Here is a 25,467-nt window from a genome sequence, read left to right on the forward strand (position 1 = left end):
CGGGGGCGGGCTCGGGCAAGAAGGGCGCAACCGAAAATGGGGGCAGGCGTGATCGAGCTGGAAAATGTCAGCTACGGCTATGGTGGCGGTGAGCTGCTGAGCGATGTCTCGGTTCAGTTGCAGCCGGGGTCTTTCCATTTCCTCACCGGGCCGTCGGGGGCTGGCAAGACCACGCTGCTGAAACTGTGCTACGGGGCGCTGCTGGCCAGTTCGGGGCGGATCAGTGCCTTTGATGAGGACATCGCCCGGCTGGACCGCGATCAGATGGCCCTGCTGCGGCGCCGGATCGGGGTGGTGCATCAGGATTGCCGGTTTCTGGATCACATGACCCTGGCCGAGAACGTGGCCCTGCCGTTGATGGTGTCAGGCCGCGCGGAGGAGTCCCACGGTGCCGATCTTGCCGAATTGCTGGCATGGGTCGGCCTCGGCAGCCGCATGGACGCCCTGCCGCCCGAACTGTCGGGCGGCGAGCGGCAACGGGCTGCGCTGGCCCGCGCGGTGATCCTGTCGCCCGACGTGGTGCTGGCGGATGAGCCCACCGGAAACGTAGATTGGGAGATGTCGCAGCGGCTGATGCAGCTGTTGATCGAGCTGAACCGCATGGGCAAGACGGTGGTGATCGCCACCCATGACCTGAGCCTGATCCGGGCGGCCAAAAGCCATGTGCAGGCGCGGGTGCTGCGGATCTCGCGGCGGCGGCTGCATCTGGCAGGGGCAGACCTATGATCGGGCAGGACATCCGCACACTGTTGCGCCGCGACACAAGGGCCGACCGCGTGGTGCCGCCCACCGGCTTCACCGCACATCTGACCCTGTTCGTCTCGGGCGCGATGGCGTTTCTGGCCGTGTTCGCGCTCGCGCTGTCGCTGGCCGCAGGCCGGTTGGCCGATCGCTGGGCTTCGGAGCTGGCCGGAGCGGCCACTCTGCGGATCAATGCGCCCGCTGAACAGCGCGCCGCGCAGACGCAGGCGGCGTTGGAGGTTCTGAAACAGACCCCCGGCGTGGCCTCGGCCCGCGCGATCAGCGCCGAGGAGCAGGCCGCGCTGCTGGTCCCCTGGTTTGGACCAGACCTGCCGCTGGACACGCTGCCGGTGCCGCAGCTGATCGAAATCATCGAGGGCGAGCCAGGGCTGGACACGATGGGCCTGCGCCTGCGGCTGGCGGCCGAGGTGCCCGGAGCCGTTCTGGATGACCATTCCCGCTGGCGCGAGCCGCTGGTCGATGCGGCTACCTCGTTGCGGCGGTTGGGCTGGATCTCGATCTTGCTGATCGGTGGGGCCACGGCGGCGATGATCACGCTTGCGGCCAATGCCTCGCTTGCGGCCAACGCCCAGATCATCGAGGTGTTGCGTCAGGTCGGCGCGCGCGACCGTTTCATCGCCGGCGCTTTCGTGCGGCGGTTTACCTGGCGCGCGTTTTTCGGTGCCGTGGTGGGGGCGGTTCTGGGCCTGACCGGGGTGCTGCTGCTGCCCGAGGCCTCGGACGCGGGCGGTTTCCTGACCGGCCTTGGGTTTCAGGGATTCGATTGGCTACTGCCTGCCGTAATCCCCATTCTGGGCGCGGCAGTGGCCTTTGCCGCGACATGGTCGGCGGCCCGTCGCAAATTGAAGGAGCTTTCGTGATGGCAATGGCGTTCCAATGGGTGCGCTCGCTGATCTTCATGGTCACGATCTACGCATGGATGGCGGTTCTGGGCCTGGTCTTCGCGCCCTATGCGCTGTTCTCCAAGCGCGGGGCCTTGCGCGCCTGCAAGATCTATGCGCGCACCACTATTTGGCTGGCGCGCTGGATGGTGGGCATTCGCGGCGAGGTGCGCGGCAACGTGCCCACGGGCGAGGTGGTGATCGCCGCAAAGCATCAGTCATTCTTCGACATCATCCTGATCTTTGACGCGGTTCCCCACGGCAAGTTCATCATGAAGCGCGAACTGCTGTGGACTCCAATCATCGGTATGTACGCACGTCGACTGGGTTGTATACCGGTCGATCGAGGCAAACGCGGCGCCGCGGTGGCCAAGATGGTCAAGGACGTCGCCAAGGAGTTTACCGAACCCGGACAGCTGGTGATCTATCCGCAGGGCACCCGCGTGGCGCCGGGGGTCTACAAGCCCTACAAGGTCGGCTCCGCCGTTCTGTACGAGGGGCTGGGCTTCCCCTGCGTGCCGGCGGCCACCAATGTGGGAGTATTCTGGCCCCGGTCGGGAATTCTGCGTAAACCCGGCCATGCAATCGTCGAGTTCCTCGACCCGATCGAACCGGGTGTCGATCGCGAAAACTTTCTGGCCAGGCTGGAAGAAGTGATCGAGACGCGCTCGAACAAATTGATGCGCGAAGTTGGGTTTGATCCGGATGCGGTACATCAATGACATCACCGCGCTCGAGACGTTGTACGGCACCCCCGGGGCGGCCTCGTTACGCAAGGTCGCGCGGCAGCTGACGCCGCTTTACCGTAAATGGATTATGGCGTCGCGTCTGTGCGTGCTGTCCACGGTGGGGCCAGAAGGGGTGGATGGCAGCCCCCGGGGTGATGACGGCCCGGTAGTCACGGAACTTGACCCCGGCACCCTTGCCTTACCCGACTGGCGCGGCAACAACCGCCTGGACAGCCTGCGCAACATCGTGCGCGATCCGCGTGTGGCGCTGATGTTCATGGTGCCCGGCTCGAACAACGTGGTGCGGGTGAATGGCACTGCCCGGTTGACGGCCGATTCCGACCTGCGCGCCCGGTTCGAGAAAAAGGGCAAGCAACCGGCCACCGTGATCGTTATCGAAATCGGGGAAATCTACACGCAATGCGCCCGCGCGCTGATGCGGGCCGAAACCTGGACCGGCGGCGATCGCAGTGCCGGATTGCCGACAGTGGGCGAGATCCTGGCCGAGGTGTCGCAGGGCGAGGAAGGCGGCGCACGCTACGACCGGGAATGGGGTGCGCGCGCCGCAAAGACGATGTGGTGATCACGCTGCCGCTGCGCCCAGCCGGGTGACCCGCGCGATCCATTTCTGGACGCTGTCCTGCTTGGGATAGCTTGCACCGGAAAACCAGGTGAACCGTGTCGGCTTGAATCCGACAAATCCCAGAACCTGACCACGAATCTGGTGAATCAGCGCCCGGCGATAAGCCAGCCGCATGAACCAGCTCGGCGTGTCCGAGGTGATGATGACCCGCGCGGTCCGCCCGCCCAGCATCGGCGCCGGCAGCCCCAGCTTGTTGGGATTGCGGGTGTCGAACGTGCGGCCCGGGATGAACATCCGGTCGATCAGCCCCTTGAGCTTGGCAGGCAGGCCGCCCCACCACATGGGCATCGTCAGTACCAGGTGATCGCTCCATTCGAAATCCTGCAGAACCTGTTCCAGAACCGGCTCCAGCGGTTTGAAATCATGATAGTTGCCCTGTCCGAAATCGAAATCGAACTCCAGATCGCTGAGGTGAACGGTTTTCACGTCATGACCTTTTGCGCGGGCGGCTTGGGCATAGGTGTCGGCAAAGGTGCGCGACAGGCTGCTTTCGGCGGGGTGACCGTCGAGAATGAGAATTTTCTTGGGTTGCATCGGAGCTCTCCTAAAATTGACCATGGTCATTTTATAGAATCAAAAAATGACCACGGTCAATATAAAATTTGACCACGGTCAAAAAACATGCGAACAAGCCTCATGCAAAAGACAATTCAGAAACGAACCCTGAAAACCCGCGCCAAGCTGCTGCAGGCGGCGGCGGATGTGGTGCAAAAGAACGGATACCAGGCATTGCGCGTGGAAGAGGTGGTGCAGGCCGCCGGCGTGGCCAAGGGCACCTTCTTTGCCCATTTCCACGACAAGGACGCGCTGATGGAGATCCTGATCGGCGAAAAACTGGACGCTTGTCTGGATCAGGCGCAGGCGGCGGAACCGCCGAACACCGTGCCCCAGATCATCGATGCCCTGGCCCCGGTGCATGATTTTATGATGTCGGAACGCTATGTGTTCGACCTGCTGATCCGTTATTCCGGTGCCGCCGCGATCTCTGAAATCGGGCCGATCGCCTATTGCTTCGAGAAATACTTTCGGATCGTGATGATTTGGCTGGATCGGGCCGAGGTCCGACAGGACGTGTCGACCGACCTGCTGGCCGAGGGCGTGCAGGCCTTTGCCATCCAGGCCATGTCACTGAAATTCTGCGCCCTGCATTCGGCGACGACATTCACCGACCGGCTGGAAACCTATCTGCGGGCGTGGCTGACTCCGGCGGCCTGACCGCCGGAGCCGAACTCATCAGGCGTGGATCGGACCGTCGCCGCAGGCCAGCGCGGCCTCGCGCACGGCCTCGGAATAGGTCGGGTGCGCGTGGCAGGTCAGGGCCAGATCCTCGGCCGAGGCGCCGAATTCCATCGCCACGCAGACCTCGTGGATCAGATCGCCCGCACCGGGGCCGATGATGTGGCAGCCCAGGATACGGTCGGTCTCTTTGTCGGCCAGGATCTTGACGAACCCGTCGGCGGCAAAATTCGCCTTGGCGCGGCCATTGCCCATGAAGCTGAACTTGCCGACCTTGTAGGCGCGGCCCTGCTCCTTGAGGGTGGCTTCGGTCTCGCCGACATTGGCAACCTCGGGCCAGGTGTAGATCACGCCCGGAATGACGCCATAATTCACATGGCCATGCTTGCCCGCGACCACTTCGGCGGCGGCCATGCCTTCGTCCTCGGCCTTGTGAGCCAGCATCGGGCCTTCGATCACGTCGCCGATGGCGTAGATGCCCGGCACGTTGGTCTGCCAGTCCTTGCCCACCTTGATCTGGCCGCGCGGGGTCAGCTCGACCCCCAGCGCATCCAGCCCCAGACCGTCATGGAACGGCTTGCGCCCGGTGGCGACCAGAACGGTATCGGCCTCGATCACGTGCTCGCTGTCATCCTTGCGCAGCTTGTAGGTCACCTTGGCCTTGGTCTTGGTCGCCTCGGTCTTTTGCACCGCGGCGCCCATGACGAAGTTCAGGCCCTGTTTTTTCAGGATGCGCTGGAAGGTCTTCTGCACCTCGGGGTCCATGCCCGGGGTGATGACGTCCAAGTACTCGATCACCGTCACCTCGGCGCCCAGACGCTGATAGACCGAGCCCAGTTCCAGCCCGATCACGCCTGCGCCGATCACCACCAGCTTTTTCGGGATCTTGCCCAATTCCAGCGCGCCGGTCGAGGTTACGACGACCTTCTCGTCCACCTCGACGCCGGGCAGCGAGGCCGCCTCGGACCCGGTGGCGATGATGATGTTCTTGGCCTCGTGCACGTCGTCACCGACCTTGACCTTGCCGGGCGCGGGGATCGAGCCCCAGCCCTTGAGCCAGTCGATCTTGTTCTTCTTGAACAGGAACTCGACGCCCTTGGTGTTGGTGTCGATCACGTCCTGCTTGTAGGCCTGCATCTGTTTCCAGTCGACCGAGGGGCTTTTGCCCTTGAGGCCCATCTTGGCAAAGTTGTGCTCGGCCTCGTGCAGTTGGTGGCTGGCATGCAACAGCGCCTTCGAGGGGATGCAGCCCACGTTCAGACAGGTGCCGCCCAGCGTCTCGCGCCCTTCGACGACGGCGGTTTTCAGGCCCAGCTGCGCGCAGCGGATGGCGCAGACATAGCCGCCGGGACCGGCGCCGATTACGATGACGTCATAGTTAGCCATTTTGTTCTCCCAAATCCGCGGAGTGTATTTTGAACGGCGACCCGAAGTGCGGGCCGCCGGTGTTTCGGCCTAGACCGGTGTCAGCAGCTTGACCTGGATATGTGCCACGCCACCGCGTTCGTGATGCATGGCCAGTTCTTCCGAGTCGAAGAACGCCCGGGCCTTGTCCAGGTCGGCGACTGCGAACAGCGCCACCGCTTGGTCACGCTGATCGGGGTCTTTCCACACATGCAGGTCGACGATCCCGGCCGCCTTGCGCATGGGCTGATCCTCGCGGAACACCTTCAGCCAGGCGTCGAAATCGGCCACGTCGGCCTGCCAGAGTACGTGCGTTGCCATGCGATTACAGGTCCATCAGCAGGCGGCGCGGATCTTCCAGCGCCTCTTTCACGCGCACCAGGAAGGTGACGGCGCCCTTGCCGTCGACGATCCGGTGGTCATAGGACAGGGCCAGATACATCATCGGGCGAATCTTGATCTCTCCATTGATGACCATCGGGCGTTCCTGGATCTTGTGCATGCCCAGAATGCCCGACTGCGGGGGGTTCAGGATCGGCGAGGACATCAGCGAGCCGTAAACGCCACCGTTGGAGATGGTGAAGGTGCCGCCCTGCATCTCGGCCATGCTCAGCTTGCCTTCGCGGGCGCGCTTGCCCTTCTCGGCGATGGCCTTCTCGATCTCGGCGAACGACATCCGGTCGGCGTCGCGGATCACCGGAACCACCAGACCCTGCGGGGTGCCGGCGGCCACGCCCATGTGGACGTAGTTCTTGTAGACGATGTCATTGCCGTCGATCTCGGCATTGACCTCGGGCACTTCTTTCAAAGCGTGGCAGCAGGCCTTGGTGAAGAAGGACATGAAGCCCAGGCGCACGCCGTGCTTCTTCTCGAACTGGTCCTTGTACTGGTTGCGGATGGCCATCACCTCGGTCATATCCACCTCGTTGTAGGTGGTCAGGATCGCGGCGGTGTTCTGCGCGTCCTTCAGGCGCTTGGCGATGGTCTGGCGCAGGCGCGTCATGCGCACGCGTTCCTCGCGCGCGGCATCCTCGGCGGCCACGGGTGCGCGCGGGGCTGCGGCCGGTGCCGGGGCGGCCGCGGCAGGGGCTGCGGCGGTTGCGACGGCGCGGGCCACGTCTTCCTTCATGATGCGGCCATCGCGGCCAGTGCCGGTGACCTGATCGGCCGACAGGCCGGCCTCGGCCATGGCCTTTTCGGCCGACGGCGCATTGGCCACGTCCTTGCCGGTGGCGGCTGCTGCAGGGGCAGGGGCAGCCGCGGCCGGTGCAGCAGGTGCGGCGCCTGCTTCAGCGCCCGAGATCACCGCCAGTTTGCCGTTGGCCTCGACGGTTGCGCCTTCGGGGGCCAGGATTTCGGCCAGAACGCCGGCGGCGGGGGCGGGAACCTCGACCGAGACCTTGTCGGTCTCCAGCTCGCACAGCATTTCGTCCTGCGCGACGGTGTCGCCCACCTTCTTGAACCAGGTCGAAACGGTGGCTTCGGTCACGGATTCGCCCAGCGTGGGCACCATCACGTCAACGCTGCCGCCCGAGGCCGCAGGGGCAGCCGCCGGGGCGGCTTCGGCCTTGGCCGGGGCGGGGGCGGCACCCTCGCCGGCCTGGATCGTGGCCAGCAGCGCATCGACACCCACGGTCTCGCCTTCGGCCGCGACGATCTCGCCCAGCACGCCGGCGGCGGGCGAAGGCACCTCGACCGTGACCTTGTCGGTCTCGAGCTCGCACAGCATTTCATCGACCGCCACGGTGTCGCCGGGCTTCTTGAACCAGGTCGCAACGGTGGCTTCGGTCACCGACTCGCCAAGCGTTGGAACACGAACTTCAATCGTCATCGTTTCTTATCCTTCAATGCTCAGCGCTTCGTTCACGAGCGCCTCTTGTTGGGCTTTGTGTTGGCTGGCCAGACCCGTCGCGGGCGAGGCCGAGGTGGCGCGGCCCACATAGCTGGGCCGGGTATGCTTGGCGCCGATCCGGGTCAGGACCCATTCGATGTTGGGTTCGATGAAGCTCCAGGCGCCCTGGTTCTTGGGCTCTTCCTGGCACCAGACCATCTCGGCCTGTTTGAACCGCTCAAGCTCGTTGATCAGCGAATGGGCCGGGAACGGATAGTATTGCTCGATCCGCAGCAGATAGATGTCGTCGATCCCGCGCGCGTCGCGCTCCTCGAGCAGGTCGTAGTAGACCTTGCCCGAACACATCACCACGCGCTTGATCTTGTCGTCGGGCACCAGTTGCGTGTCCGAATTGCCCTTTTGCGCGTCGTCCCACAGCACCCGGTGGAAGCTGGACCCGGTGGTGAAGTCCTCGGCATTGCTGATCGCCAGCTTGTGGCGCAGCAGCGATTTCGGCGTCATCAGGATCAGCGGCTTGCGGAAGGTGCGGTGCAGCTGACGGCGCAGGATGTGGAAATAGTTCGCGGGCGTGGTGCAGTTGGCCACGATCCAGTTGTCCTGGCCGCACATCTGCAGGAACCGCTCCAGTCGCGCCGACGAGTGCTCGGGGCCTTGCCCCTCGAACCCGTGCGGCAGCAGGCAGACAAGGCCGGACATGCGCAGCCATTTGCTTTCGCCCGAGCTGATGAACTGGTCGAACATGATCTGCGCGCCATTGGCGAAATCGCCGAACTGGGCCTCCCACAGAACCAGCGCGTTGGGCTCGGCCAGCGAATAGCCGTATTCGAAGCCCAGAACCGCGTATTCCGACAGCATCGAGTCGATTACCTCGTACTGGGCCTGTCCGGAGCGGATGTGGTTCAGGGGATAGTAGCGCTCTTCGGTTTCCTGGTTGATAAAGCCCGAATGGCGCTGGCTGAAGGTGCCGCGGGTAGCGTCCTGCCCCGACAGGCGCACCGGGTAGCCCTCGGTCAGCAGCGACCCGAAGGCCAGCGCCTCGCCGGTGGCCCAGTCAAAGCCCTGACCGGTTTCGAACATCTGCTTCTTGTGTTCCAGCAGGCGGCCCACCGTCTTGTGCAGGGCAAAGCCTTCGGGCACCTTCACCAGCGCCTTGCCGACCTCGGCCAGGGTGTCGGGCGAAATCGCGGTTTCGCCGCGGACATATTCTTCCTTGTTCTTGTCCAGATGCGACCAGCGCCCGTCCAGCCAGTCGGCCTTGTTGGGCTTGTATTCCTTGGCGGCCTCGAACTCGTCGTTCAGATGCGCCTGGAACGCGGCCTTCATGTCCTCGATCTCGCCCTCGGGGATCAGTCCGTCCTTGACCAGCCGCTCGGTGTACAGCGACAGCGTGGTCTTGTGGGTCTTGATCTTCTTGTACATGATCGGGTTGGTGAACATGGGCTCGTCGCCCTCGTTGTGACCGAACCGGCGATAGCAGAACATGTCGATGACCACGTCCTTGTGGAACTTCTGCCGGAACTCGGTCGCCACCTTGGCCGCATGCACCACCGCCTCGGGGTCGTCGCCGTTGACGTGGAAGATCGGAGCCTCGACCATCAGCGCGATGTCGGTCGGATAGGGGCTCGAACGCGAGAAATGCGGCGCGGTGGTAAAGCCGATCTGGTTGTTCACCACGATATGCATGGTGCCGCCGGTGCGGTGGCCGCGCAGACCCGACAGGCCAAAGCCCTCGGCCACCACGCCCTGACCGGCAAAGGCCGCGTCTCCGTGCAGCAGAACGCCCATGACCTGGGTGCGCTCGGTGTCGCTGTGCTGGTCCTGCTTGGCGCGGACCTTGCCCAGAACAACCGGGTTCACCGCCTCCAGGTGCGAGGGGTTCGCCGTCAGCGACAGGTGCACGGTGTTGCCGTCGAACTCGCGGTCGCTCGAGGCGCCCAGGTGGTATTTCACGTCGCCCGAGCCGTCCACGTCCTCGGGCTTGAAGCTGCCGCCCTGGAATTCGTTGAAGATGGCGCGGTAAGGCTTGCCCATCACGTTGGCCAGGATGTTCAGACGGCCGCGGTGCGGCATGCCGATGACGATTTCCTTCAGACCCAGCGCGCCACCGCGCTTGATGATCTGCTCCATCGCCGGGATCAGCGCCTCGCCCCCGTCCAGGCCGAACCGCTTGGTGCCCATGTATTTCACGTGCAGGAACTTCTCGAAGCCTTCGGCCTCGACCATCTTGTTCAGGATCGCCTTGCGGCCTTCCTTGGTAAAGGCGATTTCCTTGCCGTAGCCCTCGATCCGTTCCTTCAGCCAGGCGGCCTGTTCCGGGTCGGAAATATGCATGTACTGCAGTGCGAAGGTGCCGCAATAGGTACGCTTCACGATCTCGACGATCTGGCGCATGCTGGCGACTTGCAGACCCAGCACGTTGTCGATGAAGATCGGCCGGTCCATGTCGGCGTCTGTGAAGCCATAGGTCTTGGGGTCCAGCTCGGGGTGGGGCTCGGTCGAGCGCATGCCGAGCGGGTCGAGATCGGCAACCAGGTGCCCGCGGATGCGGTAGGCCCGGATCAGCATCAGAGCGCGGATCGAGTCCAGCACTGCGCGCTTGACCTGCTCGTCGCTGACCTCGACGCCCGCCTTGGCGGCCTTTTCCTTGATCTTGTCGCCGGCCGCCTTGGCATCGGTCTCGGCCCATTCGCCGGTCAGGGCGCCGGTCAGGTCATCATTGGGCATCGGCGGCCAGTCGGGGCGCGCCCAGGAGGGGCCCTGCGCCTCTTTCTGGACGTCGGGTGCTGCGTCTCCCATCTGCCGGAAGAACTCGGCCCAGGCCGCGTCGATGGCGCCGGGGTCCTTGGTGTACTGGGCGTAAAGCTGCTCCAGATACTCGGCATTGTGCCCCTGCATGAAGCTCGAGGCATGGAAGGCGGAATTGGGCGAGTGTTCGGTCATTGGGCTACCTCATATGGGTTGGGACCGTATTTGTTGGTGCCCGGCTGGCTGGGGCGGGACAGCCACCACAGCACCAGCAGGGGCGACACGAAAAGAACCAGCAGCGTCGGGATCACGATCAGCAGCGTGGCGCGGGTAAACAGGATGTCGAGGTTTCCGCCATGCTGGAAGCTCGAGGCGAGGCCGATGCCAAAGACCAGAACGGCCGCAGCCCCAAGGATCAGAAGGACCGGTAGCAGGGCATAAAGCCCACTGCGCCCGGTATCGTGCATCCGCCGCCAGGCCACGGCCAGATGCGGGAAAAACACGATCAGGCCGACAATCGTCTGAACCGGCTGGCTGGATACCGCGGTGACCGAGGTTCCGGCCTCGGTCTGGATGGTCGTAACCTGGGTGAAGAACTGCCAGTCGATGACCGCGGCGATCGCGTTCCAGATCACGATGAACAGCAAAAAATACCAATACTCGGGGCGAGAGGCCCGCCCCGAGAAGGTGAAATACTTGGAGAAACACGTTCTGACGGCTTCGGTGAAGGTCATGTGTTTCGCTCCGCTGGGGCCGGCCCGCAAGTCGGGCCGGCAGGTTACTTGCCGATCGCTTCCAGCACGGCCTCGCCCAGCTTGGCGGGGCTTTCGGCCACGACGATGCCGGCGCTGCGCATGGCTTCGATCTTGTCTTCGGCACCGCCCTTGCCGCCGGCGACGATGGCGCCCGCGTGACCCATGCGGCGGCCCGGAGGCGCCGTGCGGCCAGCGATGAACCCGGCGACCGGCTTCTTGCGGCCTTTCTTGGCCTCATCCGCCAGGAACTGCGCGGCTTCTTCCTCGGCCGAGCCGCCGATCTCGCCGATCATGATGATCGACTCGGTCTCGTCATCGGCTAGGAACCACTCCAGCACGTCGATATGCTCGGTGCCCTTGATCGGGTCGCCGCCGATGCCCACGCAGGTGGACTGGCCCAGACCCACATCGGTGGTCTGCTTGACCGCCTCGTAGGTCAGCGTGCCGGAACGCGACACGACGCCGACCGAGCCACGCTTGTGGATGTGGCCGGGCATGATGCCGATCTTGCAGGCGTCGGGCGTGATGACACCGGGGCAGTTCGGGCCGATCAGGCGCGATTTGCTGCCTTCCAGCGCGCGCTTCACCTTCATCATGTCCAGCACCGGAATGCCTTCGGTGATGCAGACGATCACTTCCATCTCGGCGTCGATCGCCTCGAGGATCGAATCCGCGGCAAAGGGCGGCGGCACGTAGATCACGGTGGCGTTGGCCTCGGTCTGGTGCTTGGCCTCGTGGACCGAGTTGAACACGGGCAGACCCAGATGGGTCATGCCGCCTTTGCCCGGCGTCACACCGCCGACCATCTTGGTGCCATAGGCGATGGCCTGTTCAGAGTGGAACGTGCCCTGCGAGCCGGTAAAGCCCTGACAGATCACTTTGGTATTTTCGTCGATGAGGACTGCCATTTGGCGTTCTCCTGTTTTCGGCGGGGTCCGACCCGCCAGCATTCATCGGAATGGCGGGCCGTGACCCGCCCTGCGTTAACGGGTTCAGCCCTTGACCGCCTTCACGATCTTCTGCGCGGCGTCGTCCAGGTTGTCTGCGGCGATCACGTCCAGGCCAGAGGTGTTGATGATCTCCTTGCCCTTCTCGACATTGGTGCCTTCCAGACGCACCACCAGCGGAACCTTCAGGCCCACCTCTTTCACCGCGGCGACGACGCCTTCGGCGATGACGTCGCAGCGCATGATGCCGCCGAAGATGTTGACCAGGATGCCTTTGACATTCGGGTCGCTGGTGATGATCTTGAACGCCTCGGTCACTTTCTCTTTGGTGGCGCCGCCGCCCACGTCCAGGAAGTTGGCCGGCTCGGCTCCGTAAAGCTTGATGATGTCCATCGTGGCCATGGCCAGGCCCGCGCCGTTGACCATGCAGCCGATCTCGCCATCCAGCGCGATGTAGTTCAGGTCGTATTTGCTGGCTTCCAACTCCTTGGGGTCTTCCTCGGTGGTGTCGCGCAGTTCGGCGATGTCGGGGTGGCGATAGATCGCGTTGCCGTCAAAGCTCAGCTTGGCGTCCAGCACCTTGAGGTCGCCGCCCTCGGCCACGATCAGCGGATTGATTTCCAGCATCTCCATGTCCTTCTCGACGAAGGCTTTGTACAGGATGCCCATCAGGCGCACGCACTGCTTGACCTGCCCGCCTTCCAGACCCAGCGAGAAAGCGATGCGGCGGCCGTGGAACGGCTGATAGCCGGTGGCCGGGTCAACCGAGAAGGACAGGATTTTCTCGGGCGTCGCGGCGGCCACTTCCTCGATGTCCATGCCGCCTTCGGTCGAGCACACGAACGAGATGCGGCTGGTCTGGCGATCGACCAGCAGGGCTAGGTACAGCTCGCGCTCGATGCCCGATCCGGCCTCGATATACACGCGGTTGACCTGCTTACCTTCGGGGCCGGTCTGGTGCGTGACCAGCGTGCGGCCCAGCATCTTCTTGGCTTCTTCGGCGGCTTCCTCTACCGATTTGGTCAGACGCACGCCGCCCTTGTCGCCGGCGTCGGGTTCCTTGAAGTGACCCTTGCCGCGGCCCCCGGCATGGATCTGCGCCTTGACCACCCAAAGCGGGCCGTCCAGTTCACCGGCTGCGGTTTTCGCCTCTTCCGCACGCAGTACCGCGCGACCGTCCGAAACCGGCGCGCCATAGCTGCGAAGAAGGGCCTTGGCCTGATATTCGTGAATGTTCATCGAAACTGTCCCGTCTGACTACGATTGGATCGTTATAGGGGTGTCCAACGGGCAAAATTAAAGGGTTTTCTTACCGGAAGAAGGTTTTTGCCGAGGATTTTCCGTTTTTGTGATCACGGCATTTTGGGGTGTGATCACAAAAGATGAGTTGGTTGATGTTGATTCGACCCGCCGAGAATCTGTCGCAAAAATACATTCAAGAGCCGCCTTCTAAGCCGTTTGCGCCAACAGTACTGGCTCGGATCGCGGTGGAGTATCGGGCCTCGCCGAATTCGAATGACTTGGCGCCGGCGCGCTTGGCCGCTAACCTGTCTGGACCTGTCTTGATCCGTCAAGATACTTGGGTCGAATAAGAAATGACTGAGCGGATGACAGTGACCACTCCTTCCCTTCCCGACACGATGACCATGATCTTCGATGGATCTGGCAATGCGCGGCTGCTGGATGCCGATGGCTTTCCCGCTTGGTCACCCCGCGGTCCGGAAGAGCAGTTTGCCTGGCAGCACTTGCGTCTTGAGGGAGAAGGCACGGTTGCGCTGCTCCGCGCCGCCGGGCTGGATGAGTTCGTGATAGATGCGCTGATGGCCGGCGAAACACGGCCCCGCTGCACCGTGCATGGCGGAGGCGTCATCCTGAACCTGCGGGGCGTGAACCTGCTGGAGGGGCAGCCGCCCGAGGACATGATCTCGGTCCGACTGTGGCTGACGGAAACAAAGATCATCGGTGTCTGGCGCCGCCCACTGGATGCGGTTGCGGACATGCTGGCGGCAATCGATCGTGGGCAGGCACCGCGATCGCCAGGTGACTTCGTCGCGCGGTTGGCCTTGCGGCTGGCCGACCGGGCCGAGCCCGCCATCACCGATCTGAACGAACGCGTGGATGACCTCGAGGAGTTGCTGTTGGAGCCGGACGCTGAGATTTCCCGGGCTGAACTCGCGGCGATCCGCAGGTCATCCATCGTTCTGCGGCGATACCTGGTGCCACAGCGCGATGCGTTGACGACGCTCGAGATCGAAGATTTGCCCTGGCTGCAGCCCTATGACCGGTCGAGATTGCGCGAAGCCTCGGAGCGCATCTACCGCATTGGCGAAGATCTGGCGGCCGTGCGCGAACGGGTTCAGATCATTCTCGACCAGCTGATGGATGAACGTGCCGAACGCATGAACAACCGTATGCTGGTATTGTCAGTTGTCAGCGCCGTATTTCTGCCCCTGGGTCTGGTGGCTGGCATGCTGGGGATCAACGTCGGCGGCATCCCCGGGGCCCAAGACCCGAACGCATTCTGGGTTGTTTGTTTGCTGCTGGTGGCCCTGGGAGGGGTGCTGTTGCTGGTGGCGCGATGGCTTGGGATGTTTCGCTGACCGTCCTGTCAATCGAAACGCCCCGCCGGTGGGCACCAGCGGGGCGACGATCGATTGTTTGACGAGGCCACCGGAGCCCCGGTGACCCGAGCCGAGTGTTACGCCAGCGAGCTGTCGATGCCTTTGCAGGCCTCAACCAGACCCTTCACGGCGTTGACTGACTTGTCGAACATGTCCTGTTCTTCCGCGTTCAACTGGATGTTCACGATCCGCTCGATGCCGCCGGCGCCGATTACGGTAGGCACGCCTACATACATGCCCTTCACGCCCAACTCGCCATCGCAATAGGCCGCGCAGGGCAGAACGCGCTTTTGGTCTTTCAGATAGGCTTCGGCCATTTCGATCGCCGAGGTGGCGGGCGCGTAATAGGCTGAGCCGGTCTTCAGCAGGCCGACGATCTCGGCGCCGCCGTCACGGGTGCGCTGGACGATGGCGTCCAGCTTCTCCTGCGTGGTCCAGCCCATCTTGACCAAGTCGGGCAGCGGGATGCCGGCAACGGTCGAATAGCGCACCGAAGGCACCATCGTGTCGCCATGGCCGCCCAGAACAAAGGCGGTGACGTCCTTCATCGACACGTCGAATTCTTCGGCCAGGAAGTGGCGGAAGCGGGCCGAGTCCAGCACGCCGGCCATGCCGCAGACCTTGTTGTGGGGCAGGCCCGAGAACTCGCGCAGCGCCCAGACCATCGCGTCCAGCGGGTTGGTGATGCAGATGACGAAGGCGTCGGGGGCGTGGGCGGCGATGCCTTCACCGACCGACTTCATCACCTTCAGGTTGATGCCCAGCAGGTCGTCACGGCTCATGCCCGGCTTACGCGGCACGCCGGCGGTCACGATGCAGACGTCTGCACCTGCGATGTCCTCATAGGACTGGGTGCCCTTCAGCTTGGCGTCAAAGCCCTCGGACGGGCCGGATTCGGCGATGTCCAGCGCCTTGCCTTCCGGGATGCCCTCGGCGATGTCGAACAGAACGACATCCCCCAGTTCCTTCATTGCTGCGAGGTGGGCAAGCGTGCCCCCGATCTGACCTGCGCCGATCAGCGCGATCTTGGGTCTGGCCATTTGGATTGTCTCCGGTCGGTTTTGAAATCGCGGTTTTGCTAGTCGCTAAAACGCCGTTGCGCAAGGGTTCTGCGGCGCGGCATGCGACCGCATACCGTTTGCCTGCCCCGGGCCGGTTGCGCTAAACCACCCACAGGACAAGCCGTTTCGAGGCCGCCGCATGGTCGAATTGAACCTGATGTTTTTTGCCGTGGCGATCCCGGCCGTGATCTTTGCGGGCATTTCCAAGGGTGGCTTCGGCTCGGGCGTGGCTTTTGCGTCGTCGTCGATTCTGGCGTTGATCCTTGATCCGGGGCAGGCGCTGGCGCTAATGTTGCCGATCCTGATGGTGATCGACCTGGCCACCCTGCGCCCCTACTGGAAACGGTGGAACTGGCCCGACGCGCGTCTGCTGATGCTGGGCGCGGTGCCGGGCGTGGCGCTGGGCGCGCTGCTGTACCGGGCGACCGATGAAGACCTGCTGCGCCTGCTGATCGGGGGCATTTCGGTGGGCTTCGTTGTCTGGCATGTGGCGCAGACCCGCGGCTGGGTGCGCGGCTTCGCCAACCGCCTGCCGCCTCCGGCCGGGCTGTTCGCGGGGCTGGTCGCCGGCTTCACAAGCTTCGTCAGCCACGCCGGCGGCCCGCCCGCCGCCGTCTATCTGCTGACACAGCGCCTGACGAAGACCGAGTTCCAGGCCACCACCGTGCTGGTCTTCTGGGTCATCAACATCGCCAAGTTCGTCCCCTATGCCTATCTGGGCATGTTCACCCTGCAGACCGCTTGGGCCGACCTGCTGCTGACCCCTTTCGCCATCCTCGGCGCCTGGCTGGGCGTGCGCGCCCATTGGATGATGTCCGAGCGGCTGTTCTTCGGCATCGCCTATGTTCTGCTGACCCTGACCGGGTCAAAGCTGATCTGGGACGCGCTGATCTGACTGTCATGTGTTCGGAGGCAGGGCATCGGCCAGCGTCTCATAGGCCTCGCCCGCGGCCACCAGGCAGGTCAGCCCGTTGGGCAGTGTCACGGTGATCGTCCAAGTGCCGGTTTCGTCCGAGGTAAAGACCTCCATAACCGCACCCTGCCGCGCCATGCCGATACCGCGCCGGGTCTCGCCATAGGTCTCTGCCAACCGCTGCAGCACGTCCGGTCGTGGCGCACAGTTCGACGTTTGCGCCTGTACCTGCTGCGCCGCCAGCACCATGATTCCCAGCCCCATCGTCATCTGAAACAACCGCTGATTCATTTCCGGCCCCCTGTGCCTGTTGACTGGACCAAGGCTGCCGGAACCCTCTGCAATTGCGGTAAAACCACCGGGCGTTGCGTCGCATGCTGCAATGCGGCGATTTTGCGCTTGAACTTTCCGGCAAAAAATGCCCCATTCTGCGCAACTTTATTTCAACGAGAGGTTCCCATGGACCCGCGCCAGCGCCCCTACCGATCCGTTCTCTACATTCCAGGCTCCAAGGAACGGGCGCTCGACAAGGCGCGCTCGCTGCCCGTCGATGCCATCATCTTCGACCTGGAAGACGCGGTTGCCGCCGATGAAAAAGAGAACGCACGTGAAACGCTCAAGGCCGCGCTGGCGTCGGGCGGCTATGACCCGCGCGTCAAGATCGTGCGAATCAACGGTCTGGACACCCCTTGGGGCCGCGCCGATGCCGAGGCCGTGCGCGAGATGGATGCCGACGTGGTGCTGCTGCCCAAGGTCAACTCGGCCGCCGATGTCGATGCGCTGGCCGCAATCACCGGCGACCTGCCGATCTGGGCGATGATGGAAACCCCGCGCGGCATGCTGAACGCGGCCGAGATCGCGGCCCACCCGCTGATGGCGGGCTTTGTCATGGGCACCAACGATCTGGCCAAAGAGCTTCAGACCCGATTCCGCCCCGACCGCCTGCCGCTGATGACCTCGCTGGGTCTGTGCCTGCTGGCCGCCAAGGCCGAGGGGCTGTTGATCGTCGATGGTGTCTACAACGCCTTCAAGGATAACGAGGGGCTGGCCGTCGAATGCGCGCAGGGCCGCGACATGGGTTTCGACGGTAAGACCCTGATCCATCCCGCGCAGGTCGAGGCCGCCAACACCGCCTTCGCCCCCTCCGAGGCTGAGATCGACCTAGCCCGCCGTCAGATCGCCGCTTTCGAAGAGGTCGAGGCCAAGGGGCAGGGCGTTGCCGTGGTCGATGGCAAGATCGTGGAAAATCTGCACGTTGTAACTGCCCGCGAAATTCTGGCAAAAGCAGAGGCGATATCAGCTTTGCAAGCGGGGTAAGCCAGCATGGGCTTCGTTCTTCTCATTCTCGGTGTGGCGCTTTGGTGGGCCGCACATCTGTTCAAGCGCCTGATGCCCGCCCGCCGCGCGGCCATGGGTGACGCCGGCAAGGGGGCCGTTGCGGGTGCGCTGGTCGTGTCGATCCTGCTGATGATTTTCGGCTATCGCATGACCGATTTCATCCATGTCTGGGCACCACCCAGCTTCATGATCCACATCAACAACCTGCTGGTGTTAATCGCGATCTGGATGATGAGCCCGGCCGGAACCAAGGGCCGACTGCTGAACAAGGTGCGTCATCCGATGCTGGGCGGGTTCAAGCTCTGGGCCTTTGCGCATCTGCTGGTCAATGGTGATCTGGCGTCGATCATCCTGTTCGGCGGCCTGTTGGCATGGGCGGTGGTCGAAGTGATCGTCATCAACAAGTCCGAGCCCGACTGGACCCCGGGCGAGCCGGGAACGCTGGGCAAGGATGCGATGTTCTTCGTGGCCTCGATCGTGCTGCTGGGCGTCATCGGCTACATTCACGGGCTGGTCGGCCCGTCTCCGTTCCCGGGCTAGGCGGGTGATCTGATGGCGAAACTTTATCGACTGCTGACCGAAGAGGACACCTCGGCCTTCTGCCACAAGGTGTCCGAGGCGCTGGCCGAAGGGTGGGAGTTGCACGGCTCTCCGGCCTATGCGTTCGACCCGTCCACCAACAAGATGCGCTGTGCGCAGGCCGTGACCAAGCAGGTCGCGGCCGATTATTCCCCTGACATGAAACTGGGACAGCAGTAATGGCAAAAACAAATCCGGGCCGCTTTTTCGAGGATTACGCCATCGGGCAGGTGCTGCACCATGCGGTGCCCCGCACCGTGACGGTGGGTGAGCGCGCGCTCTATCATGCGCTCTATCCCGCGCGCCACGCGCTCTATTCCTCGGACGAGTTCGCCCGGAGCTGCGGCCTGCCGCAAAGCCCGATCGACGATCTGGCGGCGTTCCACGTGGTGTTCGGCAAGACGGTGCCGGATGTGTCGCTGAACGCGGTCGCGAACCTGGGCTATGCCGAGGGGCGTTGGCTGCAGCCCGTCTATCCCGGAGACACCCTGCGGTCGGAATCCGAGGTCATCGGGCTGAAACAGAACTCGAACGGCAAGACCGGCGTGGTCTGGGTGCGCACGCGCGGGCTGAACCAGCGCGACGAGGTGGTGATCGAATATGTGCGCTGGGTGATGGTGCGGAAATCGAACCTTGATGCGCCTGCCCCGGAAACCGTGGTGCCGGACCTGAAAAAGGCGCTGGAGCCCCGCGACCTCATGGTGCCGAACGGGCTGGATTTCTGCAAATATGACTTTGCTCTGGCAGGTGAACCGCACCGCTGGGGTGACTACCAGATCGGCGAAACCATCGACCATGTCGACGGCGTGACCGTGGAAGAGGCCGAGCACATGCTGGCCACCCGCTTGTGGCAGAACACCGCCAAAGTGCATTTCGACCTGACTTTCCGACCCGATGGGCGGCTGATCTATGGCGGCCATGTGATCTCGATGGCGCGCGCCTTGTCCTTCAACGGGCTGGCCAATGCGCAGATGATCGTCGGCCTGAACGGCGGTGCCCATGCCAACCCCTGTTTCGCCGGAGACACCATCAAGGCGTGGTCCGAGGTGTTGGACAAGGCCGAAACCGGTGTGCCGGGTGTGGGTGCCATCCGCCTGCGACTGGTGGCGACCAAGGGCGGCGAGCCCTTTGCCTTGCGCGGCCAGGATGGAAAGTACAGCCCCGACGTGCTGCTGGATCTGGACTATTGGGCGCTGATGCCGATCTGAGCGGGCTGACCCCCACAGTCTTGTGATCCCGACCGGGCCGAACCGTGCTAGGTTCGGCTCATGTCTTTTCTGCGTATCCTTGCTGCTGCGCTCTGTCTCGGCCGCCCGGCGTCGGCCTGCGATCTGGCGCTGGCTTTGGCCGTGGATGTTTCCGGCTCGGTCGACAGTTCGGAATACCGCATCCAGATGGATGGGCTGGCGGCCGGGTTGCGCGACCCGGTCGTGTCCGAGGCGCTGGTGCGCGGCCAGGCCCGGCTGATGCTGGTGCAATGGACCGGCGCGTCGCGCCAGCGCATCACTATCCCCTGGACCCGCATCGACGGGTTCGCCGCGGTGGACGCATTTGCGGAACAGGTGGCGACCGATCCCCGCGTGTGGCGCAACTTCTCGACCGCGATCGGCGAGGCGTTGGAAATGACCGTGAACAGTTTTCTGGACGTACCAGACTGCAAGCGCCGCCTGATCGACATCTCGGGCGACGGGGTGTCGAACGAAGGCATTGAGCCGACCGAAATACACGACCTGCTGCGCCGTCAGGGGATCACCGTGAACGCCATCGCCATCGAGGAAAGCGAGCCCGATCTGACCGCCTATTTCTATGAAAACGTCATCGTGGGCGAAGGTGCCTTCGTGGTCTCGGCTGCGGGTTTTGAAGACTATCCCGAACGTATCCGCAAGAAACTGCTGCGCGAAGTCACCCGGCAGACGGCTAGGGTCAAGTGACGGAAAAAGATTCGTGATCACATCGCTTGCGGCCTGAAAACGCTAAACTTGACGGGTAGCGATGAGATTTGTGATCACAGGAATATTTTGCGTGATCACAAAAAACGGCCAATAGGGTCATTTGCGCGCAATTTGCTCTTTTTTGCACCTGCGGCGCGTGACAGAGATGTAAAAAGCAGTAAAACCTTCGGTAGCCAACCCAAAAAGGAGCCGCCATGGCCGATGTCAATCGGGGGAACCGCCCGCTTTCGCCGCATCTGTCAATCTATCGTCCACAGTTGACCTCTGTCACCTCGATCCTCACGCGGATCACCGGCAACGCCATGTTGGTGGCGGCGCTGCTGATCGTGTGGTGGTTCCTGGCCGCGGCCACCTCGCCCGAGGCCTATGCGACCGCCAATGCCGTGATTACGTCGTTGCTGGGCGACTTGGTGATGGCTTTGTCGCTGTGGGGGCTGTGGTACCACACCCTGGCCGGCATCCGCCACCTGATCTGGGACAACGCCGTCGGGCTGGACCTGCCCACTGCCTACAAGCTGGGTTGGGCGGTCGTGATCGGATCGGTCGTTCTGACCCTCGTCACCCTGTTGATCGTTGCATAACCGGAGGCCTGACATGCGTTACCTTACCGACCGCAAACGTGCCCTTGGCCTGGGCTCGGCCAAATCCGGCACCCAGCATTTCTGGGCGATGAAGGTCAGCTCGGTTGCCTTGCTGATCCTCGTGCCGCTGTTCGTCTTTACCTTCGGGCCGACCTTGGGCCAGCCTTATGACGTGATGCTGGACTACTATTCGCGCCCGTTCCCGGCCATCGTTGCGGCGCTGACGCTGGCCGTTGGCTTCAAGCACTTCGCCGATGGCGCGCAGGTGATGATCGAGGACTATGTGCACGGCACGCTTGAAAAGGTTCTGATCATCCTCGTGACCTGTCTGTCCTATGGCGCGGCCGCCGCTGGCATCTTTGCCATCGCCCGCATCGCCCTCTAACACCCCGGAGCTGAAAGAAATGGCTGCATACGAATACGAAACGCACGAATATGACGTGGTTGTCGTCGGCGCCGGTGGGGCCGGGCTGCGGGCCACGCTGGGCATGGCCGAGCAGGGGCTGCGCACGGCCTGCGTGACCAAGGTTTTTCCGACGCGCTCGCACACCGTCGCGGCACAGGGCGGCATCGCGGCGTCGCTGTCGAACATGGGCCCCGACCACTGGCAGTGGCACATGTATGACACCGTCAAGGGCTCGGACTGGCTGGGTGACACCGACGCGATGGAATACCTGGCGCGCGAGGCGCCCAAGGCGGTGTATGAGCTGGAGCACTATGGCGTGCCCTTCAGCCGGACCGAGGAAGGCAAGATCTATCAGCGCCCCTTCGGTGGCCACACCACTGAATTCGGGGAGGGCCCGCCGGTGCAGCGCACCTGTGCCGCCGCCGACCGGACCGGTCACGCGATCTTGCACACGTTGTACGGACAGTCGTTGAAGAACAACGCGGAATTCTACATCGAGTATTTTGCGATCGACCTGATCATGTCCGAGGACGGTCAGTGCCAGGGCGTCGTCTGCTGGAAGCTGGACGACGGTACCATGCATGTCTTCAACGCCAAGATGGTCGTGCTGGCTACGGGCGGTTACGGCCGCGCCTATTTCAGCGCGACCTCGGCCCATACCTGCACCGGCGATGGTGGTGGCATGGTGGCCCGCGCGGGTCTGCCGCTGCAGGACATGGAATTCGTGCAGTTCCACCCGACCGGCATCTATGGCTCGGGCTGTCTGATCACCGAAGGCGCGCGCGGCGAGGGTGGATATCTGACCAACTCGGAAGGCGAACGGTTCATGGAGCGCTATGCGCCCCACTACAAGGACCTGGCCCCGCGTGACTATGTCAGCCGCTGCATGACGATGGAAATCCGCGAAGGGCGGGGTGTGGGCAAGAATGGTGATCACATCCACCTGAACCTGTCGCACCTGCCGGCCGAGGCTCTGGCCGAGCGGCTGCCGGGGATCTCTGAATCGGCCAAAATCTTTGCCGGCGTCGACGTGACCAAGGAGCCGATCCCGGTTCTGCCGACGGTGCACTATAACATGGGCGGCATTCCGACCAACTATTGGGGCGAGGTGCTGAACCCGACCGCCGACAACCCCACCGCCGTGGTGCCCGGCTTGATGGCCGTGGGCGAGGCCGGCTGCGCCTCGGTGCACGGCGCCAACCGGCTGGGCTCGAACTCGTTGATCGACCTGGTGGTGTTCGGCCGGGCCGCCGCGATCCGCGCCGGCAAGGTGGTGGACCCCGAAGCGCCGAACCCGGTGCTGAACAAGGCGTCGGTCGACAAGGCCTTCGACCGGTTCGACGCGCTGCGCAACGCCAACGGCGCGACCCCGACTGCCGAATTGCGGCTGGAAATGCAGAAGACCATGCAGGAAGATGCAGCCGTGTTCCGCACCGCCGAGACGCTGGCGCAAGGCGTCGAGAAGATGACCGCGATCGCGGCAAAGCTGGACGACCTGAAGGTCACCGACCGCAGCCTGGTCTGGAACAGCGACCTGATGGAAACGCTGGAGCTGACCAACCTGATGCCCAACGCGCTGGCCACCATCGTTGGTGCCGAGGCGCGCAAGGAATCCCGCGGCGCCCACGCGCACGAGGACTTCCCCGAGCGCGACGATGAGAACTGGCGCGTGCACACCGTGGCGCGGGTCGAGGGCAACTCGGTCGAGTTGAGCTATCGCCCGGTCATCGTCGATCCGCTGACGCCCGAAGAACAGGGCGGCATCAGCCTTGAAAAGATCGCGCCCAAGGCGCGGACCTTCTAAGGAGAGGAACACATGGTACAACTGACCCTCCCCAAGAATTCGCGCATCACGACGGGCAAGACCTGGCCCAAGCCCGAAGGGGCGAGCAACGTGCGCAAGTTCCAGATCTATCGCTGGAACCCGGACGATGGCCAGAACCCGCGGGTCGACACCTATTTCGTCGACATGGACGATTGCGGCCCGATGGTCCTGGATGCGCTGATCTACATCAAGAACAAGATCGACCCAACGCTGACCTTCCGCCGGTCCTGCCGCGAGGGGATCTGCGGCTCCTGCGCGATGAACATCGACGGGATCAACACGCTGGCCTGCATCTACGGCATGGACGAGATCAAGGGCGACGTGAAGATCTATCCGCTGCCGCACATGCCGGTGGTCAAGGACCTGATCCCCGATCTGACGCATTTCTATGCGCAGCACGCCAGCATCATGCCGTGGCTGGAAACCAAGACCAACCGGCCCGCAAAAGAGTGGCGGCAGTCGATCGAGGACCGCAAGAAGCTGGACGGCCTGTATGAATGCGTGATGTGCGCCAGCTGCTCGACCTCGTGCCCCAGCTACTGGTGGAACGGCGACCGTTATCTTGGCCCCGCCGCGCTGCTGCATGCCTATCGCTGGATCATCGACAGCCGTGACGAGGCCACGGGCGAGCGTCTGGATCAGCTCGAGGATCCGTTCAAGCTGTATCGCTGCCACACGATCATGAATTGCGCCAAGACCTGCCCCAAAGGTCTGAACCCGGCCAAGGCGATTGCCGAGATCAAGAAGCTGATGGTCGAACGCACCGTTTGACCCCGAACCAAGACCGCACTTGCCGCATTGCGGCAAGTGCATGGCCCACATGTGAAATCATCGGATGTGCGCCGCCCCGGTCGGGCTTATGTTTGGCGCTGGGGAGGAGTGACGGATTGGAAACAGGATCACTCCGATGAAAACCGAAAACAGCACCGCGAAAACCGATGCAACCGAAGCCCTGAAGTTGCTGGAGCAGGCTTGGGCCTATTATACACCCGCGCCGGCGAAACACGCCGAGGACAAGGAACCCGAACTGTTCGAATACGCCAACGCGGCCTGATGTGCGGCTGGGGTTGGGCTTGAACATCGGCACGATGTGAGCGAAGCAGGGGCATGCCTATTCTTCTGCTCCTGCTCGCCGCCGGTGTATTCGCCTATTTCTTTTGGCGATCGCGCACGTCGGCGCTGACGCGGGACTGTCGGTGGCGGCGACACCGGAAGGACGGGATCTGGAGCTGTGCATTCTGCGGTGCCGTGTCCCGTTCCGAGACGCAGCCGAACCAGTGCGAGCGAACCGGAACCTGACATTTCGGTGTCAGCGACTCCTTGGGGTTTCCCGCCGCCGCGATCTGCGTCACTGTGTCGAAAACATGGACGGACGCAGCATGATGAACGCACCACCCGACGCCGCCGCCCGCCGGGCCATCGCTCCGGTGATCTGCTATCCCAATGACAGCCTCCCGGCGCCGGACATGCCGCTGCTTGGGGCGGCCCGGTCAACCGCGCGCAAAACGGGCGAGGTTTTGGTCCCGCCACGCGATGCGCGGTGTTTCGAGGTTCCGGCTAGGCATTTCTTTCGCATTACTTCGGTCGAGGGCCCGCAGGTCGGTGACCTGAACCTGTGGAGCCTGCACGACCTGTCCGAGCGTTTCTATTCAGGCAAGACCCGCGCGTTGCACGGAACCCACGTGACGACGGGCGAGCGGCTGTGGTCCAGCTTTCCCCATCTGCGCCCCATGGCGACGATCGTGGCCGACACGCTGGACTGGTACGGCATCGACGAATATGGCGGATCGGTGCATGACGTGATCGGAACGCGTTGCGACCCCTACACCGGCAATCTTCTGTCGGGCTCGCAGTATCACCAGTGCTGCCATTCCAACCTGACCCGGGCGCTGGCCGACCATCTGGGCCTTTCGCTGGCCGAGGCCGAGCCGGCCGTGCACGACGTGCTGAACGTGTTCATGTGCACCGGCTTCACCCGCGATACCGGGCAATATTTCATGAAGGCGTCGCCGGTGCGTCCGGGCGACTATCTGGAGTTTTTCGCCGAGATCGACCTGCTGGGCAACCTCAGCGCATGCCCGGGCGGAGATTGCTCGGCCGAGCATTCATCGGACACCGCCGCCTGTCATCCGCTGCTTGTCGAAGTGTTTGCGCCTGCCGAGGGGACGTTGACCGGATGGCAAAGCCCGGCGCCCAATGGCTATGACCGCTCGCACGGGCGCTGAGGCCCGGGAATAG

The 25,467-nt window shown here is 63.5% G+C and carries 28 protein-coding genes; 18 read left to right on the plus strand and 10 right to left on the minus strand.

Annotated features, from left to right (window positions below):
* Positions 1 to 48: 48 nt before the first annotated feature.
* From AC2FMN_RS10450 to AC2FMN_RS10465, 4 genes are read left to right on the plus strand one after another with little or no spacing between them, the layout of a single operon-like run.
* Complete coding sequence (locus AC2FMN_RS10450) at positions 49 to 726, plus strand: cell division ATP-binding protein FtsE (RefSeq protein WP_496688034.1); 678 nt, start codon at positions 49 to 51, stop codon at positions 724 to 726.
* Positions 723 to 1,622, plus strand: a complete 900-nt coding sequence (locus AC2FMN_RS10455) for a cell division protein FtsX (protein ID WP_496688036.1) — start codon at positions 723 to 725, stop codon at positions 1,620 to 1,622. Before AC2FMN_RS10450 ends, AC2FMN_RS10455 begins: the two co-directional genes overlap by 4 nt.
* Entirely contained in the window at positions 1,622 to 2,365 is a 744-nt protein-coding gene (locus AC2FMN_RS10460; RefSeq protein WP_496688039.1) for a lysophospholipid acyltransferase family protein, read from the plus strand. The genes AC2FMN_RS10455 and AC2FMN_RS10460 overlap by 1 nt, the downstream gene beginning before the upstream one ends.
* On the plus strand, positions 2,349 to 2,954 hold the full coding sequence (locus AC2FMN_RS10465) for a pyridoxamine 5'-phosphate oxidase family protein (RefSeq protein WP_496688041.1): 606 nt from the start codon (positions 2,349 to 2,351) through the stop codon (positions 2,952 to 2,954). The genes AC2FMN_RS10460 and AC2FMN_RS10465 overlap by 17 nt, the downstream gene beginning before the upstream one ends.
* On the opposite strand, the gene AC2FMN_RS10470 is transcribed toward AC2FMN_RS10465, so the two are convergent.
* Positions 2,955 to 3,548, minus strand: coding sequence for an NAD(P)H-dependent oxidoreductase (locus AC2FMN_RS10470; RefSeq protein WP_496688044.1), 594 nt, complete (start codon positions 3,546 to 3,548; stop codon positions 2,955 to 2,957).
* A 102-nt stretch (positions 3,549 to 3,650) separates the two neighbouring features.
* Between AC2FMN_RS10470 and AC2FMN_RS10475 the strand changes: the two genes are divergently transcribed.
* Positions 3,651 to 4,229 carry a TetR/AcrR family transcriptional regulator gene (locus AC2FMN_RS10475; RefSeq protein WP_496688046.1) on the plus strand — a complete coding sequence of 193 codons (579 nt, stop codon included), beginning with the start codon at positions 3,651 to 3,653 and terminating at the stop codon, positions 4,227 to 4,229.
* 18 nt (positions 4,230 to 4,247) lie between these two features.
* Here the strand turns inward: AC2FMN_RS10475 and lpdA are convergent, their stop codons facing one another.
* From lpdA to sucC, 7 genes are all read right to left on the minus strand, one after another.
* A complete protein-coding gene (lpdA, locus tag AC2FMN_RS10480; protein WP_496688049.1) occupies positions 4,248 to 5,636 on the minus strand; it encodes a dihydrolipoyl dehydrogenase in 1,389 nt (462 codons plus the stop codon).
* A gap of 69 nt (positions 5,637 to 5,705) precedes the next feature.
* Positions 5,706 to 5,975 (minus strand): hypothetical protein, encoded by a 270-nt coding sequence (locus tag AC2FMN_RS10485; RefSeq protein ID WP_496688050.1) that lies wholly within the window; start codon positions 5,973 to 5,975, stop codon positions 5,706 to 5,708.
* Between the two features lie 4 nt (positions 5,976 to 5,979).
* Positions 5,980 to 7,485: a 2-oxoglutarate dehydrogenase complex dihydrolipoyllysine-residue succinyltransferase gene (odhB, locus tag AC2FMN_RS10490; protein WP_496688053.1), complete on the minus strand. Its 1,506-nt coding sequence runs from the start codon at positions 7,483 to 7,485 to the stop codon at positions 5,980 to 5,982.
* 6 nt (positions 7,486 to 7,491) lie between these two features.
* Positions 7,492 to 10,446: a 2-oxoglutarate dehydrogenase E1 component gene (locus AC2FMN_RS10495; protein ID WP_496688056.1), complete on the minus strand. Its 2,955-nt coding sequence runs from the start codon at positions 10,444 to 10,446 to the stop codon at positions 7,492 to 7,494.
* A complete protein-coding gene (locus AC2FMN_RS10500; protein ID WP_496688058.1) occupies positions 10,443 to 10,985 on the minus strand; it encodes a DUF805 domain-containing protein in 543 nt (180 codons plus the stop codon). Before AC2FMN_RS10500 ends, AC2FMN_RS10495 begins: the two co-directional genes overlap by 4 nt.
* A 44-nt stretch (positions 10,986 to 11,029) precedes the next feature.
* Positions 11,030 to 11,914 carry a succinate--CoA ligase subunit alpha gene (sucD, locus tag AC2FMN_RS10505; RefSeq protein ID WP_496683228.1) on the minus strand — a complete coding sequence of 295 codons (885 nt, stop codon included), beginning with the start codon at positions 11,912 to 11,914 and terminating at the stop codon, positions 11,030 to 11,032.
* A gap of 84 nt (positions 11,915 to 11,998) precedes the next feature.
* Positions 11,999 to 13,192, minus strand: a complete 1,194-nt coding sequence (gene sucC / locus AC2FMN_RS10510; RefSeq protein ID WP_496688061.1) for an ADP-forming succinate--CoA ligase subunit beta — start codon at positions 13,190 to 13,192, stop codon at positions 11,999 to 12,001.
* Between the two features lie 368 nt (positions 13,193 to 13,560).
* On the opposite strand from sucC, the gene AC2FMN_RS10515 reads away from it, so the two are divergent.
* Positions 13,561 to 14,553, plus strand: coding sequence for a zinc transporter ZntB (locus AC2FMN_RS10515; protein WP_496688063.1), 993 nt, complete (start codon positions 13,561 to 13,563; stop codon positions 14,551 to 14,553).
* Positions 14,554 to 14,651: 98 nt separating this feature from the next.
* On the opposite strand, the gene mdh is transcribed toward AC2FMN_RS10515, so the two are convergent.
* Positions 14,652 to 15,614 (minus strand): malate dehydrogenase, encoded by a 963-nt coding sequence (gene mdh, locus AC2FMN_RS10520; RefSeq protein ID WP_496683221.1) that lies wholly within the window; start codon positions 15,612 to 15,614, stop codon positions 14,652 to 14,654.
* 160 nt (positions 15,615 to 15,774) lie between these two features.
* Between mdh and AC2FMN_RS10525 the strand changes: the two genes are divergently transcribed.
* On the plus strand, positions 15,775 to 16,530 hold the full coding sequence (locus AC2FMN_RS10525; RefSeq protein ID WP_496688066.1) for a sulfite exporter TauE/SafE family protein: 756 nt from the start codon (positions 15,775 to 15,777) through the stop codon (positions 16,528 to 16,530).
* A 3-nt stretch (positions 16,531 to 16,533) separates the two neighbouring features.
* Here AC2FMN_RS10525 and AC2FMN_RS10530 read toward each other — a convergent pair whose 3' ends face one another.
* On the minus strand, positions 16,534 to 16,839 hold the full coding sequence (locus AC2FMN_RS10530; RefSeq protein WP_496688069.1) for a hypothetical protein: 306 nt from the start codon (positions 16,837 to 16,839) through the stop codon (positions 16,534 to 16,536).
* 168 nt (positions 16,840 to 17,007) lie between these two features.
* Here AC2FMN_RS10530 and AC2FMN_RS10535 point away from each other — a divergent pair, with 168 nt between their 5' ends.
* The 11 genes from AC2FMN_RS10535 to AC2FMN_RS10585 all read left to right on the plus strand — a co-directional run bounded on the left by AC2FMN_RS10535 (position 17,008) and on the right by AC2FMN_RS10585 (position 25,454).
* Complete coding sequence (locus tag AC2FMN_RS10535) at positions 17,008 to 17,865, plus strand: HpcH/HpaI aldolase/citrate lyase family protein (protein ID WP_496688072.1); 858 nt, start codon at positions 17,008 to 17,010, stop codon at positions 17,863 to 17,865.
* Between the two features lie 6 nt (positions 17,866 to 17,871).
* Positions 17,872 to 18,426, plus strand: a complete 555-nt coding sequence (locus tag AC2FMN_RS10540) for an NnrU family protein (RefSeq protein WP_496683211.1) — start codon at positions 17,872 to 17,874, stop codon at positions 18,424 to 18,426.
* A 12-nt stretch (positions 18,427 to 18,438) separates the two neighbouring features.
* A complete protein-coding gene (locus AC2FMN_RS10545; RefSeq protein WP_496688075.1) occupies positions 18,439 to 18,645 on the plus strand; it encodes a DUF1737 domain-containing protein in 207 nt (68 codons plus the stop codon).
* The gene (locus tag AC2FMN_RS10550) at positions 18,645 to 19,673 is read left to right on the plus strand and encodes a MaoC family dehydratase (RefSeq protein ID WP_496688077.1); all 1,029 of its coding nucleotides are present in this window, start codon (positions 18,645 to 18,647) and stop codon (positions 19,671 to 19,673) included. Before AC2FMN_RS10545 ends, AC2FMN_RS10550 begins: the two co-directional genes overlap by 1 nt.
* A gap of 60 nt (positions 19,674 to 19,733) precedes the next feature.
* A complete protein-coding gene (locus AC2FMN_RS10555; RefSeq protein WP_496688079.1) occupies positions 19,734 to 20,396 on the plus strand; it encodes a DUF1194 domain-containing protein in 663 nt (220 codons plus the stop codon).
* Between the two features lie 215 nt (positions 20,397 to 20,611).
* Entirely contained in the window at positions 20,612 to 20,998 is a 387-nt protein-coding gene (sdhC, locus tag AC2FMN_RS10560) for a succinate dehydrogenase, cytochrome b556 subunit (protein ID WP_149776949.1), read from the plus strand.
* A gap of 13 nt (positions 20,999 to 21,011) precedes the next feature.
* A complete protein-coding gene (gene sdhD / locus AC2FMN_RS10565; protein WP_149776948.1) occupies positions 21,012 to 21,383 on the plus strand; it encodes a succinate dehydrogenase, hydrophobic membrane anchor protein in 372 nt (123 codons plus the stop codon).
* Positions 21,384 to 21,402: 19 nt separating this feature from the next.
* Positions 21,403 to 23,208 (plus strand): succinate dehydrogenase flavoprotein subunit, encoded by a 1,806-nt coding sequence (gene sdhA / locus AC2FMN_RS10570; RefSeq protein ID WP_496683195.1) that lies wholly within the window; start codon positions 21,403 to 21,405, stop codon positions 23,206 to 23,208.
* Positions 23,209 to 23,220: 12 nt separating this feature from the next.
* Positions 23,221 to 24,000, plus strand: coding sequence for a succinate dehydrogenase iron-sulfur subunit (locus tag AC2FMN_RS10575; protein ID WP_496683194.1), 780 nt, complete (start codon positions 23,221 to 23,223; stop codon positions 23,998 to 24,000).
* 136 nt (positions 24,001 to 24,136) lie between these two features.
* Positions 24,137 to 24,283: a hypothetical protein gene (locus tag AC2FMN_RS10580; protein ID WP_496688082.1), complete on the plus strand. Its 147-nt coding sequence runs from the start codon at positions 24,137 to 24,139 to the stop codon at positions 24,281 to 24,283.
* Positions 24,284 to 24,608: 325 nt separating this feature from the next.
* The gene (locus AC2FMN_RS10585) at positions 24,609 to 25,454 is read left to right on the plus strand and encodes an urea carboxylase-associated family protein (protein ID WP_496688190.1); all 846 of its coding nucleotides are present in this window, start codon (positions 24,609 to 24,611) and stop codon (positions 25,452 to 25,454) included.
* The last annotated feature ends 13 nt before the right edge of the window (positions 25,455 to 25,467 follow it).

Source organism: Ruegeria sp. BHSC037, from assembly GCF_059613045.1.

Excerpts from the sequence above, each read along its gene's own strand:
- AC2FMN_RS10455 (WP_496688036.1), top strand. The coding sequence starts at position 723 with ATGATCGGGCAGGACATCCGCACACTGTTGCGCCGCGACACAAGGGCC.
- AC2FMN_RS10460 (WP_496688039.1), top strand. The coding sequence starts at position 1,622 with ATGGCAATGGCGTTCCAATGGGTGCGCTCGCTGATCTTCATGGTCACG.
- AC2FMN_RS10465 (WP_496688041.1), top strand. The coding sequence starts at position 2,349 with ATGCGGTACATCAATGACATCACCGCGCTCGAGACGTTGTACGGCACC.
- AC2FMN_RS10470 (WP_496688044.1), bottom strand. The coding sequence starts at position 3,548 with ATGCAACCCAAGAAAATTCTCATTCTCGACGGTCACCCCGCCGAAAGC.
- AC2FMN_RS10475 (WP_496688046.1), top strand. The coding sequence starts at position 3,651 with ATGCAAAAGACAATTCAGAAACGAACCCTGAAAACCCGCGCCAAGCTG.
- lpdA (WP_496688049.1), bottom strand. The coding sequence starts at position 5,636 with ATGGCTAACTATGACGTCATCGTAATCGGCGCCGGTCCCGGCGGCTAT.
- AC2FMN_RS10485 (WP_496688050.1), bottom strand. The coding sequence starts at position 5,975 with ATGGCAACGCACGTACTCTGGCAGGCCGACGTGGCCGATTTCGACGCC.
- odhB (WP_496688053.1), bottom strand. The coding sequence starts at position 7,485 with ATGACGATTGAAGTTCGTGTTCCAACGCTTGGCGAGTCGGTGACCGAA.
- AC2FMN_RS10495 (WP_496688056.1), bottom strand. The coding sequence starts at position 10,446 with ATGACCGAACACTCGCCCAATTCCGCCTTCCATGCCTCGAGCTTCATG.
- AC2FMN_RS10500 (WP_496688058.1), bottom strand. The coding sequence starts at position 10,985 with ATGACCTTCACCGAAGCCGTCAGAACGTGTTTCTCCAAGTATTTCACC.
- sucD (WP_496683228.1), bottom strand. The coding sequence starts at position 11,914 with ATGGCAGTCCTCATCGACGAAAATACCAAAGTGATCTGTCAGGGCTTT.
- sucC (WP_496688061.1), bottom strand. The coding sequence starts at position 13,192 with ATGAACATTCACGAATATCAGGCCAAGGCCCTTCTTCGCAGCTATGGC.
- AC2FMN_RS10515 (WP_496688063.1), top strand. The coding sequence starts at position 13,561 with ATGACAGTGACCACTCCTTCCCTTCCCGACACGATGACCATGATCTTC.
- mdh (WP_496683221.1), bottom strand. The coding sequence starts at position 15,614 with ATGGCCAGACCCAAGATCGCGCTGATCGGCGCAGGTCAGATCGGGGGC.
- AC2FMN_RS10525 (WP_496688066.1), top strand. The coding sequence starts at position 15,775 with ATGGTCGAATTGAACCTGATGTTTTTTGCCGTGGCGATCCCGGCCGTG.
- AC2FMN_RS10530 (WP_496688069.1), bottom strand. The coding sequence starts at position 16,839 with ATGAATCAGCGGTTGTTTCAGATGACGATGGGGCTGGGAATCATGGTG.
- AC2FMN_RS10535 (WP_496688072.1), top strand. The coding sequence starts at position 17,008 with ATGGACCCGCGCCAGCGCCCCTACCGATCCGTTCTCTACATTCCAGGC.
- AC2FMN_RS10540 (WP_496683211.1), top strand. The coding sequence starts at position 17,872 with ATGGGCTTCGTTCTTCTCATTCTCGGTGTGGCGCTTTGGTGGGCCGCA.
- AC2FMN_RS10545 (WP_496688075.1), top strand. The coding sequence starts at position 18,439 with ATGGCGAAACTTTATCGACTGCTGACCGAAGAGGACACCTCGGCCTTC.
- AC2FMN_RS10550 (WP_496688077.1), top strand. The coding sequence starts at position 18,645 with ATGGCAAAAACAAATCCGGGCCGCTTTTTCGAGGATTACGCCATCGGG.
- AC2FMN_RS10555 (WP_496688079.1), top strand. The coding sequence starts at position 19,734 with ATGTCTTTTCTGCGTATCCTTGCTGCTGCGCTCTGTCTCGGCCGCCCG.
- sdhC (WP_149776949.1), top strand. The coding sequence starts at position 20,612 with ATGGCCGATGTCAATCGGGGGAACCGCCCGCTTTCGCCGCATCTGTCA.
- sdhD (WP_149776948.1), top strand. The coding sequence starts at position 21,012 with ATGCGTTACCTTACCGACCGCAAACGTGCCCTTGGCCTGGGCTCGGCC.
- sdhA (WP_496683195.1), top strand. The coding sequence starts at position 21,403 with ATGGCTGCATACGAATACGAAACGCACGAATATGACGTGGTTGTCGTC.
- AC2FMN_RS10575 (WP_496683194.1), top strand. The coding sequence starts at position 23,221 with ATGGTACAACTGACCCTCCCCAAGAATTCGCGCATCACGACGGGCAAG.
- AC2FMN_RS10580 (WP_496688082.1), top strand. The coding sequence starts at position 24,137 with ATGAAAACCGAAAACAGCACCGCGAAAACCGATGCAACCGAAGCCCTG.
- AC2FMN_RS10585 (WP_496688190.1), top strand. The coding sequence starts at position 24,609 with ATGATGAACGCACCACCCGACGCCGCCGCCCGCCGGGCCATCGCTCCG.